This window comes from Saccharopolyspora sp. CA-218241, assembly GCF_050954615.1.
Taxonomy (GTDB): domain Bacteria; phylum Actinomycetota; class Actinomycetes; order Mycobacteriales; family Pseudonocardiaceae; genus Saccharopolyspora; species Saccharopolyspora cebuensis.
This window is the reverse complement of record NZ_CP191860.1, coordinates 2,324,761-2,346,032: the sequence shown is the minus strand read 5'-3', so window position 1 is coordinate 2,346,032 and position 21,272 is coordinate 2,324,761. Positions and strand designations below refer to the sequence as shown.

At 74.2% G+C, this 21,272-nt stretch carries 11 protein-coding genes; 2 read left to right on the top strand and 9 right to left on the bottom strand.

What is annotated here, in order from left to right; all coding sequences use genetic code 11:
- Positions 1-60: 60 nt before the first annotated feature.
- The 4 genes from ACQP0T_RS11365 to ACQP0T_RS11350 form a co-directional block, all read right to left on the bottom strand.
- The gene (locus tag ACQP0T_RS11365) at positions 61-3,696 is read right to left on the bottom strand and encodes an SDR family NAD(P)-dependent oxidoreductase (protein ID WP_433873679.1); all 3,636 of its coding nucleotides are present in this window, start codon (positions 3,694-3,696) and stop codon (positions 61-63) included.
- Positions 3,697-3,830: 134 nt separating this feature from the next.
- Positions 3,831-11,435, bottom strand: a complete 7,605-nt coding sequence (locus ACQP0T_RS11360; protein WP_433872804.1) for an SDR family NAD(P)-dependent oxidoreductase — start codon at positions 11,433-11,435, stop codon at positions 3,831-3,833.
- Positions 11,393-13,528 (bottom strand): AMP-binding protein, encoded by a 2,136-nt coding sequence (locus tag ACQP0T_RS11355; RefSeq protein ID WP_433872802.1) that lies wholly within the window; start codon positions 13,526-13,528, stop codon positions 11,393-11,395. The genes ACQP0T_RS11360 and ACQP0T_RS11355 overlap by 43 nt, the downstream gene beginning before the upstream one ends.
- A gap of 381 nt (positions 13,529-13,909) precedes the next feature.
- Complete coding sequence (locus ACQP0T_RS11350) at positions 13,910-14,671, bottom strand: hypothetical protein (RefSeq protein WP_433872800.1); 762 nt, start codon at positions 14,669-14,671, stop codon at positions 13,910-13,912.
- Between the two features lie 16 nt (positions 14,672-14,687).
- Here ACQP0T_RS11350 and ACQP0T_RS11345 point away from each other — a divergent pair, with 16 nt between their 5' ends.
- On the top strand, positions 14,688-15,722 hold the full coding sequence (locus ACQP0T_RS11345; protein ID WP_433872798.1) for a 3-dehydroquinate synthase family protein: 1,035 nt from the start codon (positions 14,688-14,690) through the stop codon (positions 15,720-15,722).
- 48 nt (positions 15,723-15,770) lie between these two features.
- Here the strand turns inward: ACQP0T_RS11345 and ACQP0T_RS11340 are convergent, their stop codons facing one another.
- Genes ACQP0T_RS11340 through ACQP0T_RS11330 form a run of 3 tightly spaced genes read right to left on the bottom strand, consistent with a single transcriptional unit; the run spans position 15,771 to position 18,740 of the window.
- A complete protein-coding gene (locus ACQP0T_RS11340) occupies positions 15,771-16,457 on the bottom strand; it encodes an HAD-IA family hydrolase (protein WP_433872796.1) in 687 nt (228 codons plus the stop codon).
- A gap of 28 nt (positions 16,458-16,485) precedes the next feature.
- Positions 16,486-17,580 (bottom strand): Gfo/Idh/MocA family protein, encoded by a 1,095-nt coding sequence (locus ACQP0T_RS11335; RefSeq protein ID WP_433872794.1) that lies wholly within the window; start codon positions 17,578-17,580, stop codon positions 16,486-16,488.
- Positions 17,577-18,740: a DegT/DnrJ/EryC1/StrS family aminotransferase gene (locus ACQP0T_RS11330; protein WP_433872792.1), complete on the bottom strand. Its 1,164-nt coding sequence runs from the start codon at positions 18,738-18,740 to the stop codon at positions 17,577-17,579. The genes ACQP0T_RS11335 and ACQP0T_RS11330 overlap by 4 nt, the downstream gene beginning before the upstream one ends.
- A gap of 389 nt (positions 18,741-19,129) precedes the next feature.
- Between ACQP0T_RS11330 and ACQP0T_RS11325 the strand changes: the two genes are divergently transcribed.
- Positions 19,130-19,564 (top strand): type II 3-dehydroquinate dehydratase, encoded by a 435-nt coding sequence (locus ACQP0T_RS11325; protein WP_433872790.1) that lies wholly within the window; start codon positions 19,130-19,132, stop codon positions 19,562-19,564.
- A 147-nt stretch (positions 19,565-19,711) separates the two neighbouring features.
- On the opposite strand, the gene ACQP0T_RS11320 is transcribed toward ACQP0T_RS11325, so the two are convergent.
- Complete coding sequence (locus ACQP0T_RS11320; RefSeq protein WP_433872788.1) at positions 19,712-20,590, bottom strand: ROK family protein; 879 nt, start codon at positions 20,588-20,590, stop codon at positions 19,712-19,714.
- A 25-nt stretch (positions 20,591-20,615) separates the two neighbouring features.
- Positions 20,616-20,999 carry a DoxX family protein gene (locus tag ACQP0T_RS11315; RefSeq protein ID WP_433872786.1) on the bottom strand — a complete coding sequence of 128 codons (384 nt, stop codon included), beginning with the start codon at positions 20,997-20,999 and terminating at the stop codon, positions 20,616-20,618.
- Positions 21,000-21,272: the final 273 nt, after the last annotated feature.

Sequence of the window (21,272 nt, the reverse complement as noted above, 5' to 3'; positions counted from 1 at the left end):
GTCATTCGACATCGTCAAGCCTTCCCAGAAGTGCGGAGTCGGTTCGATCGGCGCAAGCCGTCACGCGTTCCCGATTTCCTGGTCGATGAAATCGAACATCTCCTCGTCGGTGGCGGAGGTGAGGTCGAAGCCGTCGTCGACGGCGGTCACCGCCCCGAACCGCTCCGCCAGGACCCGGAGCCGGTCGGCCAGCAGCGCGCGGACCTCCTCGTCCACGGCCGCGTCCGACAGCAGTTCCCGCTCCAAGGCGTCGAAGCGGTGCAGCAGGGGCTGTTCCGGCGCCGCGCTGCCGCCGATCTGCTCGCGCAGGAAGTCGGCGACCGCGTTCGGGCTCGGGTGGTCGAACACCAGCGTGGCCGGCATCCGCAGCCCGGTGGCCTTGGTGAGGCGGTTGCGCAGCTCCACCGCGGTCAGCGAGTCGAACCCGAGCTCCTTGAAGGCCCGGTCCGCCGGGACCGGGTCCGCGCTCGCGAACCCGAGGACCGCGGCGGCCTGCTCCCGGACGAAGGCGACCAGCGTCCGGCGCTGCTCGGCCGCGCCCATCCCGGCCACGCGCTGCGCCAGCCCGTCCGCCGCGGTGGCCGCCGCCGCGGCCTGCTTGCGGACGGGTCGCACCAGCCCGCGCAGCAGCGGCGGCAGTTCGCCTTCGGCGGCCGCGGTGCGCAGCGCGGGCAAGTCGAGCTTGACCGCCGCGAGCACCGGCTCCCCGGCGCGGAGCCCGTCGTCGAACAACGCCATGCCCTCCGCCGAGGACAGGCCGCGCACCCCGCCGCCGGCCATCCGGGTGTGCTCGGCCGCCCCGAGGTGCCCCGTCATGGCGCTGGCCTGGCTCCAGAGCCCCCAGTCCAGGGACACCGCGGCCAGCCCCCGCCGCACCCGGAGCTCCGCGAGACCGTCGAGGTAGCCGTTGGCCGCCGCGTAGTTGCCCTGGCCCTTGCCGCCGAACGCCGCGGCGGCCGAGGAGAACAGCACGAACGCGGCCAGGTCGGCGCCTTCGGTGAGCAGGTGCAGGTTCCACGCCGCGTCCACCTTCGGGCGGAACGCGGTGTCGAGCCGTTCCGGCGTCAGCGCGGAGACCACGCCGTCGTCGAGGACGCCCGCGGTGTGCACCACCGCCGTCAGCGGGTGCGCCGCGGGGATCGAGCCCACGACCGCCGCCAGGGCGTCCCGGTCGGCCGCGTCGCAGGCGACGATCCGCACGTCGGCGCCGCGCTCGCGGAGGCCGGCGGCCAGCTCGTCGGCTCCGGCCGCGTCCGGGCCGCTGCGGGAGAGCAGCACCAGGTGGCGCACGCCGTGCTCCGCAACCAGGTGGTGGGCGACGAACCCGCCGAGCGTCCCGGTACCGCCGGTGATCAGCGCCGTGCCGTCGGGGTCCAGCGGAGTCGGCACCGCGCGCTCGGCATCGGTCTTCCCCAATCGGGGGACGACCAGCGCCCCGCCGCGGACGGCGACCTGCGGTTCGCCGGTGGCCACCGCCGCGGGCACCAGCGCGCGAGCGCCCGGTGCGTCGTCCACCCCGACCAGCACCGCGCATCCGGGGTTCTCCGCCTGCGCCGACCGCAGCAGGCCCCACACCGCGGCCGCGGCCGGATCGGCGACCGGGTCGGCGGTGAGGACCACCAGCGGCGCGACGGTCGGAGCGCCGAGGTGCTCCTGCACGCGGGCGAGGGCCTCGGCGGTCAGGTCGCGGACGGCGGCCGGGTCGGCGGCACCGCGCGCCCGCGTCAGGTCCAGCACCGCCTCCTCCGGCGGGGCGGTGACGGAACCGGGCACGTCCAGCGTCGTCCAGTGCACCCGCAGCAGGCCGTCCCGCGCGGTGCCCGGGGACGCGCTGAGCTTCTCCGTCGACGTGGGCCGCAGCACCAGGGAGTCGAGCACCGCGACGGGGTTGCCCGCGGTGTCGCTCAGCGCCACCGCCACCTCGTCCGCGCCCGACCAGGTGGCGCGGACGCGCAGCGCCCTGGCTCCGGTGGCGTGCAAGGCGAACCCGGTCCAGGCGAAGGGCAGCAGGACCGCGCCCGGTTCGGCGGTGGGCGCGGAACCCAGGTTCGTCGCCTGCATGGCTGCGTCGAACAGCGCCGGGTGCAGCCCGAACCCCCCGGCATCCACCTCCGCCGGGAGCGACACCTCGGCGAAGACCTCGGCGCCCCGCGTCCACGCCCCCGACACGCAGCGGAACGACGGACCGTACTCGTACCCCGACTCCGCCATCCGCTCGTAGAAGCCCTCCACCGGCACCCGCCGCGCCCCCGCCGGAGGCCACTGCGCGTCCTGCGGGGCCACGTCCGGGAGCCGCGTCGAGAGCGCTCCGCTGGCGTGCCGGACCCAGGACGACGCCGCACCGGTGCGGGAATGCACCCGCACCGCACGCCGCCCCGACTCGTCGGGCGCGGCGACACCGACCTGCACCAGCACGTCACCGCGCTCGGGCAGGACCAGCGGCGACTCGATCACCAGCTCGTCGAGGACGGGGCAATCGACCTCGTCACCGGCTCGCACGGCCAGCTCCACCAGCGCTGTGCCCGGGACCAGCACGGTGCCGAACACCGCGTGGTCGGCCAGCCACGGGTGCGTCCGCAGCGACAGGCTGCTGGTGAACACGACCTCCTCCGACTCCGGCAGGGCGAGGACCCCGCCCAGCAGCGGGTGGTCGACCGGGGCGAGGCCGGAACCGCTCACGTCACCGTCCCGCGCCTTCGGCTCCAGCCAGTAGCGCTGGTGCTGGAAGGCGTAGGTCGGCAGGTCGATGCGCCGGACGTCCGACGGGAACAGCGGCGACCAGTCCACCTCGACGCCCCGCACCCACAGCTCCGCCAGCGAGGTGGCGAACCGGGTCAGGTCACCCTCGTCGCGGCGCAACGTGCCGGTCACCACGGCGGGAACATCCTCGCGCCGCTCCAGGGTCTCCTGCACCGCCATCGTCAACACCGGGTGCGCGCTAACCTCGATGAACGCCCGATAACCCGCCTCGATCAGCGCGTCGGTGGCCTCGGCGAACCGCACCCGCTGCCGCAGATTCCGGTACCAGTAGTCCGCATCCAACACAGTGGTGTCCTCGACCCACGCGCAGTCCACCGTGGAGAAGAACGGGACCGCTGCTTGCACCGGGACGACCTCGGCCAGGATCGCGGTGAGCTCGTCGCGGAGGCTCTCCACCTGTGCGCTGTGCGAGGCGTAATCCACCGGCACCCGACGCACCCGGACCTCCCGGCGCTCCGCCTCGGCCACGACCTCAGCGCACGCCTCGGGATCACCGGCGACGACCACCGACGACGGACCGTTGACCACCGCCACATCCAGCCCCGGACCGATCAGCTCCGCCGCCTCGGACTCCGGGACCGCCAACGACACCATGCCACCCCGACCCGCCAACTCCTCGCCGATCAACCGACTCCGCAGCACCACCACCCGAGCCGCGTCACGCAACGACAACGCACCCGCCACGTGCGCGGCAGCGATCTCGCCCTGCGAATGCCCCAGGACCGCGTCCGGGGTGACCCCGTGGGACTGCCACAGCCGAGCCAGTGACACCATCACCGCGAACGACACCGGCTGCACCACATCCACCCGATCCAGCTCCCGCCCCTCGCGAATCACCTCCAGCAGGGACCAGTCCACGAACTCCGACAACACCGCATCGCACTCCGCCATCGCCTCCGCGAACACCCGCGACGACCCCAACAGCTCCGCACCCATACCGACCCACTGCGCACCCTGACCCGGGAACACCAACACGGTCCGACCATCCACACCGGACTCGCCGGTGATCGCGCCGGGAGCTCCCGAGGTGATCGCCGCGAGCCCGTCGACGGCGGTGCCGTGGTCGGTGTTCAGGACCACCGCCCGATGCTGGAGCTTCGCACGGGACAGCAGCGACCACCCGATGTCGCCGCGCGGCGAATGCGGTGCGACGACTGCGCTGATGCGCTCCGCCTGCGCGCCCAGGGCTTCCGGGGTGTGGCCGGACAGCACCCACGGCACCACACCGGCGTCCGCGCGTTCCTCCCCGGCACCTCCGCCTCGGGAACGTGTTCGAGGACGACGTGGGCGTTGGTGCCGCTCACCCCGAACGACGACACCCCCGCCCGACGCACCCGACCCGTCTCCGGCCACGACCGCGACTCGGCCAGCACCTCCACCGCACCCGAATCCCAGTCCACCTTGGACGACGGGGACGACACGTGCAGCGACGCCGGAAGAATCCCGTGCCGCATGGCGGCGATCACCTTCATCAGACCGGCCATGCCCGCCGCGGCCTGGGTGTGCCCGATGTTCGACTTCACCGAACCGAGCCCCAGCGGCTCGCCGGACTCGCGCCGACCGTAGGTGGCCAGCAGCGCCTCAGCCTCGATCGGGTCGCCCAGCGAGGTTCCCGTGCCGTGCGCCTCCACGTAGTCCACAGCGGACTCGTCGAGCCCGGCGTTGGCCAGTGCGGCCCGGATGACGCGTTCCTGCGACGGGCCGTTCGGCGCCGTCAGGCCGTTTGAGGCACCGTCCTGGTTCACCGCCGAGCCCGCCACCACGCCCAGGACGGGGTGGCCGTTGCGCCGGGCGTCGGACAGCCGCTCCAACAGCACCACGCCCACGCCCTCCGCCATGCCGAACCCGTCGGCGTCGTCGGAGAACGCCTTGCACCGCCCGTCGGCGGCCAGCCCGCGCTGCCGGGAGAACCCGATGACGCCGTCGAGGGTCGCCATGGTGGACACCCCGCCCGCGACGGCCAGCGAGCACTCCCCGGTGCGCAGCGACTGGGCGGCGAGGTGCAGGGCGACCAGCGAGGAGGAGCACGCCGTGTCCACCGTCACCGCCGGGCCCTCCAAGCCCAGCGTGTAGGACACCCGGCCGGACAGCACGCTGCCCGCGGTGCCGATGACCAGGTAGCCCCCGTCCGGACCGGTGCTGCCCTCGGCGCCGTAGTCCTGGCCGTGGGTACCGACGAACACCCCGGTCGGCGTGCCGCGCAGCGCGGAGGGGTCCAGGCCGGCCCGCTCGAAGGTCTCCCAGGAGACCTCCAGCAGCAGGCGCTGCTGCGGGTCCATCGCCACCGCTTCGCGGGGGTTGATCCCGAAGAACTCGGCGTCGAAGTCGCCTACGCCGTCGAGGAACCCGCCCCGCCGCACGTAGGTCTTGCCGACGGCGTCGGGGTCGGGGTCGAAGAGGTCGTCGAGGTCCCAGCCCCGGTCGGTCGGGAAGTCAGCGATGGCGTCGCCGCCCGCGAGCACGAAGTCCCACAGCTCGTCCGGCGACGACAGCCCGCCGGGGTAGCGGCAGCCCATCGCCACGATGGCGATCGGATCGTCGTCGCGGTCGGCGGTGGGCGCCACCGCCGCGGCGGTCCCGGGGGTCCCGGCCGGAACGACGAGCTGCTGCAGCAGGTGGTCGGCCAGCGCCGCGGGGCTCGGGTGGTTGAAGATCAACGTCGCCGGGAGCCGCAGCCCCGTGCTCGCGTTGAGCCGGTTGCGCAGCTCGACGGCGGTGAGCGAGTCGAAGCCCAGGTCCTTGAACGGGCGGGCCGGGTCGATGCTGTCCGGACCGGCGTGCCCGAGCACGGCGGCGGAGGCGCCGCGCACCAGGTCCAGCAGCACCCGGCGGCGCTCGTCCTCGCCGAGCGCGGCGAGGCGCTGCCCGAGTTCCGGTCCGTCCCCTGCGCCGTCCACCCGGTCGGCGGCGCGACGCGCCCGCTGCGGCACCAGGCCGCGCAGCAGCGCGGGGACCTCGCCACCGCTGCGCACCGCACCGAGGTCCAGCCGGATCGGCACCAGGGCCGACCGCCGGCTGTGCAACGCGGCGTCGAACAGCGCGAGCCCCTGCGCCGCGGACAGCGGTCGGGTCCCGCCGCGCGCCATGCGCGCCAGGTCGGTTTCGCTGAGCCGGCTGCCCATGCCGTGCTCCTCGCCCCACAGCCCCCAGGCCAGCGCCACCCCGGGCAGGCCCAGCTCCCCGCGGTGCTGGGCGAAGGCGTCGAGGAACGCGTTGGCCGCCGCGTAGTTGCCCTGCCCCGCACCGCCGAACGTCGAGGACGCCGAGGAGAACAGGACGAAGGCGCGCAGGGCGAGGTCCGCGGTCAGCTCGTGCAGGTTCCAGGCGCCGTGGACCTTGGTGCGCAGGACCGCGTCCCACTGGTCCGGCCGCAGATCGGCCACCACGCCATCGTCGACGACGCCGGCCGCGTGCACGACGCCGACCAGCCGATCGGCCAGCGGCGCGATGACCTCGGCCAGCGCGTCGCGGTCGGCGACGTCGGCGGCGACCAGCCGCACCGACGCGCCGGTCTCGGCCAGCGCGTCGACCCAGGCACCGCCGGTCCCGGAGCGGGACACCAGCACGAGCTCGCGCACCTGGTGCACGCTCGCCAGGTGGGCGGCCACGAGCCGGCCGATCCCCCCGGTCGCACCGGTGACCAGCACGGTTCCGCCGCGCAGCGGCGATTCCCCGGGCTCGGCGGGGACTTCGGCGCGCACCAGCCGGGGGACGTGCGCCCGGCCGTCCCGCACGACGACCTCGGGTTCGTCCCCACTGACCGCAAGCCCGGCCCGCACCGCGGCGGTGTCGCGCCGGTCCAGGTCGAGCAGGGTGAACCGGTCCGGGTTCTCCGACTGGAGGGTGCGGACGAGCCCGGCGAGCGGGCGCTGCACCACGTCGGTCCCGTCGATGGCCACGACCAGCCGCGAGGTCGCCGTGGCCGGGTCGGACAGCCACTCCTGGACCGACCGGAGCACGCGCAGGCCGGTCAGCCGCACCCGCTCCGGGAGCGGGCCGTCGGGCTCGGTCTCGGGCGCGTAGACCACCACGGACGCCGCGGGACCCGCCGGGAGCACCGCGTGCGGCGTCGGATCGCCCACCTCGGCGGCGCCCGCGGGGGCGGGCACCGCGTCGACGGCGAACATCAGGCCACCGACGCCGTGGGACGCCTCGCGGAGCCGGTCGACCTCGACCGGGCGCACCACGAGCCCTTCCACGTCGACGACCGGGGCGCCGGTGCCGTCCACGCCGGTGATCGCCACCGAGTCCGGGCCGGTCGCGGTCACGCGGACCCGCAGGGTCCGGGCGCCCGCGGCGTGCCACCGGACTCCGGACCACGAGAACGCGAGGCGGGGCTGCTCCGGGTCGGCGAAGAAGCCGGACACGCCCAGCGGGTGCAGGGCGGCGTCGAGCACGGCGGGGTGGACGCCGTAGCCGTCGGCGTCGGGCAGGTCGCCGGCGTCCTCCGGCAGCGCGATCTCGGCGTAGACGCGGCCCTCGTCCACCCACGCCGCGCGCACCGCCCGGAACGACGGCCCGTAGTCGACGGCCAGGCCGGCGTAGAGGTCCGCGACGTCCACGGGACGCGCCCCCGGCGGTGGCCAGGAGGTGAACCCCGGCTCGGCACCTCCCGGAGCGCCGTCCGGGGCCACCGAACCGGAGGCGTGCTCGGTCCAAGTGCCGTCCGCACCGGCCCGGGAGTGCACCCGCACCGCGCGGTAGCCCGCCGGATCGGGTTCGCCGACGCGGAACTGCAGGTCGACCGCATCGGGAACGAGGATCGGTTTCGCGATCGTCAGCTCGGCCACCACGGGCGCCCCCACGTGGGCACCGACCGCACCGAGGGCGTCCACCAGCGCGGTGCCCGGCAGCAGCACCGCCCCGCCGACGCGGTGGTCGTCCAGCCACGGAAGCGTCCGCGACGACAGCCGACCGGTGAACACCACCTCGCCGGAGTCGGGGGCGCTGACCATCGCGCCGAGCAGCGGGTGCTCGACGACGTCCAGGCCCGCGGCGGAGACGTCGGCGGGCGCCGCCGCGGTCGATTCCAGCCAGTAGCGCTGGTGCTGGAAGGCGTAGGTCGGCAGGTCGATGCGCCGGACGTCTGCGGGGAACAGCGGAGCCCAGTCCACCTCGACCCCGCGCACCCACAGCTCCGCCAACGAGGTGGCGAACCGGGTCAGGTCACCTTCGTCGCGGCGCAGCGTGCCGGTCACGATCGCCGCAGTTCGGTGAGCGTCCAAGGTCTCCTGGACCGCCATCGTCAACACCGGGTGCGCACTGACCTCCACGAAAACCCGGAAGTCATCGTCGATCAGCGCGTCGGTGGCCTCGGCGAACCGCACCCGCTGCCGCAGATTCCGATACCAGTAGCCCGCATCCAACGTCGCGGTGTCCTCGACCCACGCGCAGTCCACGGTGGAGAAGAACGGCACCTCACCCGCTGAAGGACTGATTCCTGCCAGCACCTCGGTGAGCTCGTCGCGGATGCTCTCCACGTGCGCGCTGTGCGAGGCGTAATCCACCGGCACCCGACGCACCCGGACCTCCCGGCGCTCCGCCTCGGCCACGACCTCAGCGCACGCCTCGGGATCACCGGCGACGACCACCGACGACGGACCGTTGACCACCGCCACATCCAGCCCAGGGCCGATCAGCTCCGCCGCCTCGGACTCCGGGACCGCCAACGACACCATGCCACCCCGACCCGCCAACTCCTCTGCGATCAACCGGCTCCGCAGCACCACCACCCGAGCCGCATCTCGCAGTGACAAGGCACCCGCGACGTGCGCGGCAGCGATTTCGCCCTGCGAATGCCCCAGGACCGCGTCCGGGGTGACCCCGTGGGACTGCCACAGCCGAGCCAGTGACACCATCACCGCGAACGACACCGGCTGCACCACGTCCACCCGGTCCAGCTCCCGCCCCTCGCGAATCACCTCCAGCAGGGACCAATCCACGAACTCGGCCAGCACCGCATCGCACTCCGCCATCGCCTCCGCGAACACCGGCGAAGCATCCAGCAACTCGGCACCCATACCGACCCACTGCGCACCCTGACCCGGGAACACCAACACGGTCCGACCATCCACATCGGCCACACCCGACACGGGACCTTGGGTTCCCGAAGCAATGGCGGCGAGACCGTTCCCGGCGCTGTCGCTCGATGCGGACACGACGACCGCGCGGTGGTCCAGCGTCGCGCGGGACAACAACGACCAGCCAAGGTCGGCGCGATCGGTTGCCCCGACCGCCGCGCTGATCCGCTCGGCCTGGGCTCGCAGCGCCTCCGGGGTGTGGCCGGACAGCACCCACGGCACCACACCGGCGTCCGCGCGTTCCTCCCCCGGCACCTCCGCCTCGGGGGCGTGTTCGAGGACGACGTGGGCGTTGGTGCCGCTCACCCCGAACGACGACACCCCCGCCCGACGCACCCGACCCGTCTCCGGCCACGACCGCGACTCGGTCAGCACCTCCACCGCACCCGAATCCCAGTCCACCTTGGACGACGGGGACGACACGTGCAGCGACGCCGGGAGAATCCCGCGCTGCATCGCCAGCACCATCTTGATCACACCCGCCACGCCCGCAGCCGCCTGCGCGTGCCCGATGTTCGACTTCAGCGAGCCCAACCACAACGGCTCGCCCTCGCGGTGCCGACCGTAAGTGCCGAGCAGGGCGCCCGCCTCGATCGGGTCGCCCAACGAGGTGCCGGTGCCGTGCGCTTCCACCGCGTCCACATCGGAGGAATCCAATCCCGCGTTGGCCAGCGCAGCCCGGATGACCCGCTCCTGCGACGGACCGTTCGGCGCCGTCAGACCATTCGACGCACCGTCCTGGTTCACCGCCGAACCCGCCACCACGGCCAGCACCCGATGACCCAACCGCCGGGCATCCGACAACCGCTCCACCACCAGCACACCGACGCCCTCGGACCAGCTCGTGCCGTCGGCATCGTCGGAGAACGCCTTGCACCGCCCGTCGGCGGCCAACCCGCGCTGCCGGGAGAACTCGACGAAATCGCTGGGGCTGGCCATGATCGCGACGCCACCGGCCAGGGCCAGCGAGCACTCCCCGGTGCGCAGCGACTGGGCCGCGAGGTGCAGGGCGACCAGCGAGGAGGAGCACGCCGTGTCCACCGTCACCGCCGGACCCTCCAAGCCCAGCGCGTAGGACACCCGCCCCGAGGCGACGCTGCCCGCGCGGCCCGTGCTGAGGTAGCCCTGGATCTCCTCCGGCACTTCGGCTAGCCCGGAGGCGTACTCGTGCCGCATCAGCCCGGAGAAGACACCGACATCCCGACCCCGCAACCCCAACGGATCCAACCCGGCGTGCTCCAACGCCTCCCACGAGGACTCCAACAACAACCGCTGCTGCGGATCCATCGCCAACGCCTCACGCGGACTGATCCCGAACAACCCCGCATCGAAATCACCCGCACCCTCGAGAAAGCCACCACGCCGAACGTAGGACTTCCCCACCGCACCAGGATCAGGATCAAAAAGACCCTCCACATCCCAACCACGATCCGACGGGAACTCCCCCACCGCATCACCACCGGAAGCCACCAGATCCCACAAACCCTCCGGCGACACCACCCCACCCGGCAACCGGCACGCCATCCCCACGATCGCGATCGGCTCGTTCGCGGCGGGTGCCACCGCGGCGCGGTCGTCCGCGTCCTCCCCCGGGATGCCGAACAGCAGCGTCGCCAGCCGTTCGGCGAGAGCGGCGGGCGTGGGGTGGTCGAACGCGGTGGCGGCGGGCAGGCGCAGTCCGGTCTCGGCGCTGAGCTCGTTGCGCAGTCGCACCGCCATGAGGGAGGTGAACCCGAGTTCCTTGAACGCGACGTGCGGCCGGATCGCCGAGGGGGCCGCATCGAGCGCGGTCGCCACCGCCGACCGCACCAGGTCGAGCAGCGCGCGGTGCCGCGCGGCGCCCGGCCGGGCGCGCAGGCGCTCGCGGAGCCGGTCGGCCTTCGCGTCGTCGGCCTCCTGGGCGCCGCCGACCGCCACGTCGAACAGCCCGGTCAGCACCGACGGCGGGGTGGAGCGCAGCGTTTCCGGGGTCGGCTTCGCCGCGAGGACCGCGGCCTCGGGCTGGTTCAGGGCCGCGTCGAACATCGCGCGGCCGTCGCGGACCGGCAGCGCGGACAGGCCCGGCATGTCGCGCTCCCCGCCGAGGTCCCAGCCGAACGCGAGCGCGGGCAGGCCGAGTCCCCGCCTGCGACGCGCGAGCTCCGCCAGCGACGCGCGGACCGCCGCCTGGTGCCGGTCCCCGGCGAGGCCCGGCGCCGCGACCGGGGTGAGCAGGACGAAAGCGCGGAGGTCGGCGTCTTCCACCAGCTCGGCGAGGTGGTGGGCACCGGTGACGACGGTCCCCCGGTCCTGGCCGTCCCGGCCGGGGGTGTGCACGACGGCGGTCAGCGGCGGGGTGCGGCCGTCGAGCACGGCGGCGAGCGCCTCGCGGTCGGCCGTGTCGCAGGCCTCCAGCGCCACCTCGGCGCCGGACTCGGCGAGGTCGGCGGCCAGCTCCCGCGCGGCGCTGTCCTCGGCCCCCCGCCGGCTGACCAGCAGCACGTGGCGGGCCCGGTGCCCGGCGACCAGGTGGTGCGCGATCGCCGCGGCTTCGGCGCCGTCGGCACCGGTGATCAGCACCGTGCCCTCCGGGTCGAGGGAGTCCGCGGCCCCCACCTCGGGCACCGCCACGCGGACCAGCCGGGGACCAGGGCGACGCCTCCGCGCACCGCGGCGCAGTCCTGCCCGGAAGCCACGGCGGAGGCGAGCAGGTGCGCGGGCACGTCCGCGGCGGCGTCGAGGTCGACGAGGACCACCCGGCCCGGGTGCTCCTGCTGCACCTCGGCCACGCGCACCCACGCCGGGTGCTCGGGCGCGTCGTCGTCCACCCCGCCGACGGCGACCGCCCGGTGGGTGACCACCACGACCCGCGCGCCCCCGGTCCGCTCGTCCGAGGACCACGCCCGGAGCTCGTCCACCAGCTCGTCCACCTCGGCGGGGCCCGGCTCGACGACGAGCACCGGTCCGAGCGCGCCGGCCGCCACCGCCTCGCGGGCGGCGGCGAGATCGGCCCACCGGTGCGCCGGTTCCCCGGGCAGCACCGCGGTGCCCGCACCGACCGCGGCCCACGGGACGGCGGCGACCGGGGTGGCCGTCACGGACGGCAGCGGGGTCCACTCGACCCGCAGCAGGTCCTCGTAGTGCGTGCTGCCGGCCATCCGCAGCCGTCCGGGCTGTTCGAGCAGCACGTGCCGGGTGATCTTGCCCGAGGCGGTGCGCGGCACCCGGTCGATCTCGTAGAACTCCTCCGGCACCTTGAAGTAGGACAGCCGGCGGCGGCACTCGTCGAGCAGCCGCCGCGGGTCCACGCCCTCCGGGCCGGGGACCAGGTACGCCACCGGCACCTCGCCGAGCAGGTCGTGCGGCTTGCCCGCGACCGCGACGTCGGCGACGCCGGGGACGCCGCGCAGCACCTCCTCGACCTCGCCGGGGTGGATGTTCTCCCCGCCGCGGATGATGAGCTCCTTGATCCGCCCGGTGATGGTGAAGAAGCCGGCCTCGTCGCGGCGCGCCAGGTCGCCGGTGCGGTACCAGCCGTCGCGCAGCACCGACTCGGTGACGTCCGGGCGGTTGTGGTAGCCGACCATCACGCTCGGCCCGCTGACCCACACCTCACCTTCCCGGCCGTGCGGCACGTCCAGGCCGGTGTCGGGGTCGACCAGCCGCACGTTGACCCCGGGCACCGGGAGGCCGCAGGAGCCCTCGACCCGGGCGCCGTGCGGCCAGTTGATGGTGATCGACCCGCAGGTCTCGGTGCTGCCGTAGGCGTCGACCAGCGGCGCGCCGAAGGCCTCCTCGAAGGAATTGCGCAGCGCCGCCGTGGTGACCGCGCCGCCCACCAGGCACATCCGCAGCGCGGGGGCCTGGAAGCCGTCCCGCCGGGCCGCCTGCACCAGGTAGTGGTACATCGTCGGCACCCCGGCCAGGAACGTCGACCGCTCCTCGCGCAGCGCGGAGAGGATCTCCTCCGGCGCGAACCCGTCGACGATGCGCGCGGTGGCGCCGACCGCGTTGACGGCGAGCACGCAGGCGATGTGGGAGAGGCTGTGGAACAACGGCAGCGGCCACAGCACCCGGTCGTCGGCGGAGAGCTCCGGCACGGGCACGTAGCAGGCCGCCACCGACCACAGGCAGTTGCGCTGGGTGGAGAGCACGCCCTTGGGCTTGCCGGTGGTGCCCGAGGTGTAGAGCATCCACGCGAGGTCGCCGAGGCCGAGGTCGTCGCGCGCGGGTTCCGGCGGTTCGGAGGTCGCGAGGGCCTCGAAGGACGCGGTGCCCGCGGGTGCATCGAAGGGCCGGTCCTGGTCGACGACCACCAGCCGGACGTCGTCCCGGTCGCCGACCGCGCGGCGCACCTGGTCCACCCGGCCCGCGTCGGTGAACACCACGCGGGCGCCGCTGTCGGCGAGGAAGAAGGCCAGCTCCTCATCGGAGGCGCGCGGGTTCAGCGGCACCCCGATGGCGCTCGCCCGCGCGACGGCGAGGTAGCTCTCCACCACCTCGACGCGGTTGCCGAGGAAGATCGCGGCGCGATCGCCCGGCTGCAGCCGCAACCGCGCCAGGTGCCCGGCCAGCCTCCCGGTCCGCCGCGCCAGCTCGGCGTAGCCCACGCTCCGCCGCGCATCGCGGAAGGCGACCTTGTCCCCGAATCGATCGGCGTTGTCCCGGATCATCTCGGGCAACGGCCGGATCAGTTCGGTTCGCAGCATGTTCCACCACATCCTCGGTCAGCACACCGGACGCGGGGAGGCCATCCGGGACCCGTCCATCGTTCGCCGGTCGGGAATTCCGGCGTGCGAGCGCGGCAACGCGCAGCCCGGTCGCCCATGACCCACCCCAGTGCACCGATTCCTATCGCACGGGGACCGCCGCGCAGCCCCCTGCACACCCCCCTAGGACGTCCCTAACTTCGGACTGCTGCGGCGTTCTCGCCGGTTGCGCGTGGCGCGGAGGCGCTCGTCGGAACTAGTGTCGGGCGGGCGCGGGCCCCGATGTCCCGCCGGGCGAGCCCGCCCGGCGGCGTCCCGCGCTTCCCCCGTCCGTTCGCACATTCGCCGAGGTGCTTTGCGTTGACGCGTGACTGGTCACTCCTACTCGTGCAGACGTCCCCGAATCCCGAAGCGACGACGGGCGAACCGCTCGCCGCGCTGCGCACCCTCGCGGCCCTGCTGCGCGCCGAAGACCCGGACGGCCGGTGGTTCTTCGAGCGCCAGGACCACCCCGAGCCGATCCTGGCGGTGTGGTCGCACACCACCCCGACCGCGCGGGACGCCGCCGCGCGCGAGACCGCGGCGGCGCACCCCGGGGTGCACCTCGCCCCGCGCCCGTGCGAGGCGGATCCGGCGGCGCTGTCGGGCACCGCGCTGGCCCTCGCCGCGCTCGGCAGCGAACTCGCCCTGGAGGTGCTGCGCGACGGCGAGCTGTCCCCCGCCCGCCAGCTCCCGTTCACCGCACTGCACCTGGACCGGCTCAGCGACCACGTCGCGGCCGGGCAGCGCTCGGCGTTCCTGTTCCAGTGCTGGCAGAGCTGGGCCGCCCCGCTCTCCCCCGGCGAACGGGTGGAGCTCGGCGCGCACGCCGACCGGCAGGTCGACGAGGTGCTGGAGGCGGTCCCCGACCAGGGCGACGAGGCGGGCACGGCGTGGCGCCGGTACGCCGAGGCGGTGGAGGAGCTCGCCGCGACCGCGGCCGAGGGCACCACGCCCTGGAACTACCTGCTGTTCGACCACGCCCACCGCACCCATCACCGGATGGGGATCGGCGGACCGGTCCAGGCGCTGACCGCGCGGCTGCTCCGCACCGCGCACCGCACCGGTCGCGGCGTGCGGACCGCGGAACCGGCGCTGGCCCACGCCGGGGGAGCCGGCCGTGACGGCGGACCTGGCCGGAACGGCCACCAGGATTCGGGTCGACCTGGACGAACGCGGTTACGACGTGCACGTGGGTCCCGGCGTGCGGCGGTTGCTGCCCGAGCTGGTCGCGGGCCTGGGCGCGGGCAAGGCCGCGGTGGTCACCGCCCGGCCGCCCGAAGTCCTGCCGAACCTCGGCGTGCCGACCCTGGTGCTGACCGCACGCGACGGCGAGCACGACAAGACCTTGTCCACAGTGGAGTCCATGTGCCGCCGGTTCGCCGAGTTCGGCCTGACCCGGTCGGACGTGGTGATCTCCTGCGGTGGCGGCACGGTCACCGACTCCGCCGGTCTGGCCGCCGCCCTGTTCCACCGCGGCGTGCCCGTCATCCACCTGCCGAGCTCGCTGCTCGCCCAGGTGGACGCCAGCGTCGGCGGCAAGACCGCGGTCAACCTGCCCGAGGGCAAGAACCTGGTCGGCGCCTACTGGCAGCCGAAGGCCGTGCTGTGCGACACCGACCTGCTGGCGACCCTGCCCGAGCGGGAGCGGATCAACGGCTACGGCGAGATCGCCCGCTGCCACTTCATCGGGGCCGGGGACCTGCGCGGCCGGTCGCTGCCCGAGCAGATCGCCGCCAGCGTGGCGCTGAAGGCCTCGGTGGTGGCCGCCGACGAGCGCGACACCGGCCGCAGGCACCTGCTCAACTACGGCCACACCCTCGGCCACGCCCTCGAACGGGCCACGGACTACGCGCTGCGCCACGGCGAGGCCGTCGCCATCGGCACCGCCTTCGCCGGTCGCCTGGCCGCGGAGCTGGGCCGCATCGACCAGCGGCGCGCCGCCGAGCACGAGGAGGTCGTGCGGCACTACGGGCTGCCGTGGCGGCTGCCCACCGAGGTGCGCACCGAACGCTTGCTGGAACTGGTGCGGCTGGACAAGAAGGCCACCTCGGGCCTGGCGTTCGTGCTGGACGGACCGGACGGGCCGGACCTGGTGCAGGACGTGCCCGAGCCGGTCGTCACCGGGGTGCTGGCGGCGATGCCGCGCGGCTGAACGGCATCGGCCCCGGACCGAGCGGTCCGGGGCCGTTGTCGCGTCCGGTCAGCGCGGCGGCGCCACCAGCGCCAGCAACTCGTCCGGGACGCCCAGCACGGCGTCCGGCTCCGCGCCCAGCAGCGCCGCCACGTCGGCCTCGGCCCACGTCGCCGCGATGCCCCGGACACCCGCCTCGCGGGCGGCGACGAGGTCGGTGACGGCGTCACCCACCATCACCGCGCGGTGCGCCGGGGTGTCGAGCAGCTCCAGCGCCCGCAGCACGATGTCGGGGGCCGGCTTCGCCCGGGCCACCTCGTCGGAGCCGATGACGTGCTCGAAGTGCCCCAGCACGCCCAGCCCGTCGAGCAACGAGCGCGCCCGCGGGCCGCTCTTGCCGGTGGCCACGGCCATCCGGACGCCGCGACCGCGCAGGTCCGACAGCAGCTCCCGGACCCCGTCGAACAGGCGCACCCGGTCGGCGAGCCGGTAGCTCTCCCGGACGAACGGCTCCTCCAGCTCCAAGGGCAGGTCCATGATCCGCATGATGTCCGGGAAGTACCGGCCCAGGTGCTTGCGGTACTCGTCGAACGGGGCCGCGCCCTCCCCGACGACCTCGGCGTAGGCGCGGGCGAACGCCTGCTGCATCACCCCGAAGCTGTCCACCAGCACACCGTCGAGGTCGAACACCACGGCCGCGATGCCCTCTTCGGCCGCCAGCGGCCGCTGTCGTTGGATCGTCGTGTTGCTGTCCACCCACGTCTCCTCTCGGCACGTCCTGGGTTCAACGGCGGGTCCGGGCGGCGGAGGCGTAGACCCGTTCGATCACGCCGATCGTGCGGGTGGCGTCCGCGACGGCCCGCCCGCGCGCCGCCGGATCGGCCAGCAGCGCGGCCAGCTCGTCGAGCTGGCGGTGGTACTCGGCACCGATCTCCTCGGCCGGCACCGCGACGGCCTCCGGCTCGCCGTCGCGGGTCAGGGTCAGCACCGGCCCGCCGTCGCGGTTCGGGCTGAACCCGAAGGTGCAGCGCAGCTCGGCGATCCCGGCGCTGCCCTCGATGCGGATCGCGGTGACGTCGCGGGGCTCGTGGGAGGCCCAGCTCGCGCGCAGCGACGCGCTCACCCCGGTCCCGGTGACCAGGAAGGCCCGGGCGGTGTCCTCGACGTCACCGCCGGCGGCGGTCGACGCCTCCTTCCGCCAGACCGCCCGCCACGCCCCGTCGTGCAGGAAGTCGTCGGTCACCGAACCGACGACCTGGTCGACCGCCACCGGACCGAGCAGGTCGGTGAGCACGTCCAGCAGGTGCCAGCCCAGGTCGACCAGCGCGCCGCCGCCCGACTTCGCCCGGTCGGTGAACCACCCGCCCGCGCTGGGGATCCCGCGCGAGCGCACCCAGGACACGTCGACGTGCCGGACGGTGCCGATCTTGGCGGCGAGCTCGGCCAGCGCGCGCACGTCGGCCCGGCAGCGGGCCGCGCTGCCCGCCAGCAGCACCGCACCGCCGACCCGCTCCGCCTCGGCGAGGCGGGCCGCCTCCGCGGAGTCCAGGCACACCGGCTTCTCCAGGAACACCGGCACGCCCCGTTCCAGCAGCGCGCAGGCGACCGCGCAGTGCAGGTGGTTGGGCACCGCGACGACCGCCAGGTCGATCTCCTCGGGCCGCACCTGGTCCACCGACGACAGCAGCGCCGGGCCGGGGTGCTCGCGCGCCGCGGTGGCCCGGACGGCCGGATCCGGGTCGACGGCCGCCGCCGCGGCGAACGCCGGGTGCCGCTCCAGCCGGGGCAGCCAGATCGATCGCGCCGCCCAGCCCAGCCCCACCACGGCGGTGCGGATTGGCCCGCCGTCCGCCGGTGCGGTGGCGCCGGGGCCGCTCACCTGCTCTCCACGGTGTCCGCGACGACCTCGGCGAGCTCGTGCATCTGCTGCTCGGTGCCGAGCAGGGTGCGGTGGTGCAACCAGATGCAGTCCTGGTTGATGGCCTCGGTGTTCGGGCACCGGCGCGCGATGTCCTCGACCGACTCCGCGGGCGCGGCGGTCTCCCAGAAGCCGTCGCAGCGGTAGATCGCCCGGAACGCCGCGAAGGCGGGCACGCCGCGCTCGACCAGCGTGTCGACCAGCTCGTTGCGCCGCTGCTCGCTGATGCCGGGGATGCGGAACATCGCCATGTAGTGCGGGTTGCGGTCGCAGCGCTTGTCCCGGCCCTGCGGCACGACGCCGGGGATCTCGGCGAGCAGGTTGGCCAGCAGCGGCCAGCGCTGCTCCCGGGTCTCGATCTGCTCCTCCAGCCGGGAGAGCTGGGCGCGCAGCACGCTCGCCGAGAATTCGTTGAGCCGGAAATTCGACCCGGAGGTCTTGTGGAAGTAGCGGCGATCGGTCGGCGGGCGCCCGCAGCTGTGCCGCAGGAAGGCGGTCTCGTGCAGCTCGGCGTTCGGGAACAGCACCGCGCCGCCCTCCCCCGCCGTCATCAGCTTGCCGTTCTGGAAGCTGAACGCGGCCACCGACCCGAGCTCGCCGACGCGCTTGCCCATCCACTGCGCGCCGTGCGAGTGCGCGGCGTCCTGGACGATCGCGATCCCCGCGTCGTCGGCGAGCTTCTGCAGGCCGGTCATGTTGGCGAAGTGGCCGGCCATGTGCACCGGCATGATCGCCTTGGTGCGGTCGGTGATCGCGCGCTCGGTGGCGGCGACGTCGATGCAGTAGGTCTCGGGGTCCACGTCGACGGGGACCGCGACGGCACCGAGCCGCTGCGCCGCCTGGGACGAGGAGATGAACGTGAAGGCCGGGACGATCACCTCGCTGCCGGGGCCGACCCCGAGCACCTGCAGCGCCAGCTCGAGGGCGTGCGTGCCGTTGGTGACCGCCAAGGCGTGCTCGGCACCGTGGTGCTCGGCGAACTCGCGCTCGAAGGCGTCGACCTCACCACCGCCCATGCGCCACCACTGGCCCTGGTCCAGGGCCCGGATCAGGCCGGTGCGCTCGGCCTCGCCGTGCTGGGGCCACACCGGGAATTCGGATGCCATCCGTGCACCGCTCATGATTCTCCACTCGATTCTCAAGACCGCCGGCGACAGGAGCGCGATCGCGCTGCGGCGATTCGCGCGGAGACGAACACGTCCGCCGAAGGCGCTGCCGTGATCCACTGAGGACGGAAGTGCCACGGGCGGACCGCGCTGCCCCCAGGTTCCAGGATTCCCCGCCATTCCGGGGGATCGGCGGCACGTGTCCGCGAACGCCGTGGACGCTACCGCAGCTCGCGGGGCCCGTCATGTCCCCTAGCGCCCCCCTAGGACCCCCCTGGTTCCGGCGATCACCGCCGACGTCGGTCCGCGCCCGGAAATCCGGTGCTATAACGAGATCGCCCGGACGATCGCATTCTTCCGCGATTCCGGCAGCGCCCGTGACGAATCGAGCACCGAGGTGACCGTTGCGCGAACTGCTCCTGCTGAACGGACCGAACCTGGGAATCCTGGGTAAGCGAGAACCGGAGGTGTACGGCACCGAAACGCTGGCCGATGTCGAGGCGTCGGTGGCCGCGGAGATCGCCCCGCGGGGCTGGCGCGTCCGCGCCGTCCAGGACGACTGCGAAGGCGCGCTCGTGCGCACCCTCCACGACAGCTACGAGACCGTCGGGGCGATCGTGAACCCGGGCGCGCTGATGATCGCGGGCTGGAGCCTGCGCGACGCGCTGGCGAACTACCCGAACCCGTGGATCGAGGTGCACCTGTCGAACGTGTGGGCGCGGGAGAGCTTCCGGCACGAGTCGGTCATGGCCCCGCTGGCGAGCGGTCTCATCGCCGGTCTGGGGGCCACCGGCTACCGGCTCGCCGCCCGGGCGCTGCTGGGCCTGGTCGACGGCTGAGCCACCGCGGCACCCTGCGCGGTCCCGCGGGCGGCTCGTCGCGGGTGCTCAGCGGTTCCGCGAGCACGGCGGCGAGGGGACCCGCCGAGCGGGTTCCGCGCGCTTGAGGGTGGCGTGCGCGCGACCGCCGTCGCGCGCACGCCACCGTCAGCCCTGCCGGGCCAGCAGCACGGCGCCGTGCAGGGAGGACAACCCGCCCAGACCGGCGGCGCCCACCCGCGGCACCGGTTGGCCCGGTCGGGCCAGCTCGGCGACGCCCTCGGCCACCACCTCGGCGAACCCCGGCAGTCCGGCGGCGAAACCGCCGCCCACCAGAACGAGCTCGGGGTGCAGCAGCTCGGCGGTGCCGATCGCGACGGTGGCCAGCGCGGTGCAGCTCCGCCGCACCGCGGCCACCGCCCACTCCTGCCCGGACCGCCACGCCGCGCGCAGCTCCTCGTACCCGGTCTCGCCGCCGCGCAGCTCTCCGGCGTAGCGCAGGGTGGCCGGGCCGGAGGCCAACGCCTGCAGGCAGCCGCGCCGGCCGCAATCGCACCGCGGGCCTGCGGGATCGGCGATCACGTGCCCGATCTCGCAGGAACCGCGGCGCGGGCCGGGCAGCGGACGGCCGTCGAGGACGGCACCACCGCCGATCCCGGTGCCGACGCCGAAGTACAGCACGTCGGTGCTCCCGGCGTGGTCGGCTTCCGCCAGCGCCGCGAGGTCCCCGTCGTCGGCGGTGCGCACCGGCACGTCCGGGAACAGCTCGGCGAGCGCGCCGTGCCAGTCGAGGCCGACCCAGCCGGGCCGGTTCGGCCAGCTCGTGACCCGGCCGGCACCGTCCACCGTGGCCGGTAGCGCGATCCCGACCCCGCCGGGCGGGCCGGCCGCCGCCCGGGCCGCGAGCGCGCCCGCGCGCAGGACCGCCAGATCGCGCCGCACGTCACCGGAGTCCGACCAGCGCACCGCCGACTCGTACGGCGCGCGGCCGTCCGCCGCGCGGAAGGCGACCTTGGTCCCGCCGATGTCGATTCCCAGCAAGCCCATGCGCCACCTCGCCCCGGTGCCGCGCTCAGCTCGCGGTGGAGGCCCGGACCTGCGCCACCGGGCGCACGCCGATCCGGAACTGCAGGACCGCGTTCGCGGCGGCCACGATCAGCAAGACCACCGGCATCAGACCGTTCTGCAGCAGGTCGCCGCTGATCACGTGGAAGCCGACCGCGCCGAGCATCATCAGGACCAGGCCGATCGCCGCCGCCGCGCCGAGCACCCTGATCTTGAACCCGGCCAGCAGCCCGAGCGCACCGGCCACCTCCAGCAGACCCAGCACCACGACCATCCCCGACGGCAGACCGAGCTGACCGACGAAGACCTCCGTGTTGAAGATCTTCATCGCGCCGATCGCCAGGAACACCAACGCCAGGATCCCGGACAGGACTCCGAGCAGGATTCGCATCGCACAACTCCAGAATTCACGTCGCAACGTCCCGCGCAGAGTAGCCGCGAAACCGGTCCATCCCGGGTCGTCGCCACCACCGACCGCCCACGCCCGGGTAATTCCGCGCCCATCCCGGTTCCCGTTGTAGCGGCGATCACAGCGCGGCAGGTAACGCGGGTGCGCTCGGTTTCAACGATGGGCGGCCAGTTCTCCGGGAATGGGCGCAGAACCCGGGTGCGCGCCCATTCCGTTGCTACCGTCCGGTCCCGGATGTTTCCGGCGACAACTGAG

Excerpts from the sequence above, each read along its gene's own strand:
- ACQP0T_RS11315 (WP_433872786.1), bottom strand. The coding sequence starts at position 20,999 with ATGCGAATCCTGCTCGGAGTCCTGTCCGGGATCCTGGCGTTGGTGTTC.
- ACQP0T_RS11320 (WP_433872788.1), bottom strand. The coding sequence starts at position 20,590 with ATGGGCTTGCTGGGAATCGACATCGGCGGGACCAAGGTCGCCTTCCGC.
- ACQP0T_RS11355 (WP_433872802.1), bottom strand. The coding sequence starts at position 13,528 with ATGCTGCGAACCGAACTGATCCGGCCGTTGCCCGAGATGATCCGGGAC.
- ACQP0T_RS11330 (WP_433872792.1), bottom strand. The coding sequence starts at position 18,740 with ATGAGCGGTGCACGGATGGCATCCGAATTCCCGGTGTGGCCCCAGCAC.
- ACQP0T_RS11365 (WP_433873679.1), bottom strand. The coding sequence starts at position 3,696 with ATGGGTGCGGAGCTGTTGGGGTCGTCGCGGGTGTTCGCGGAGGCGATG.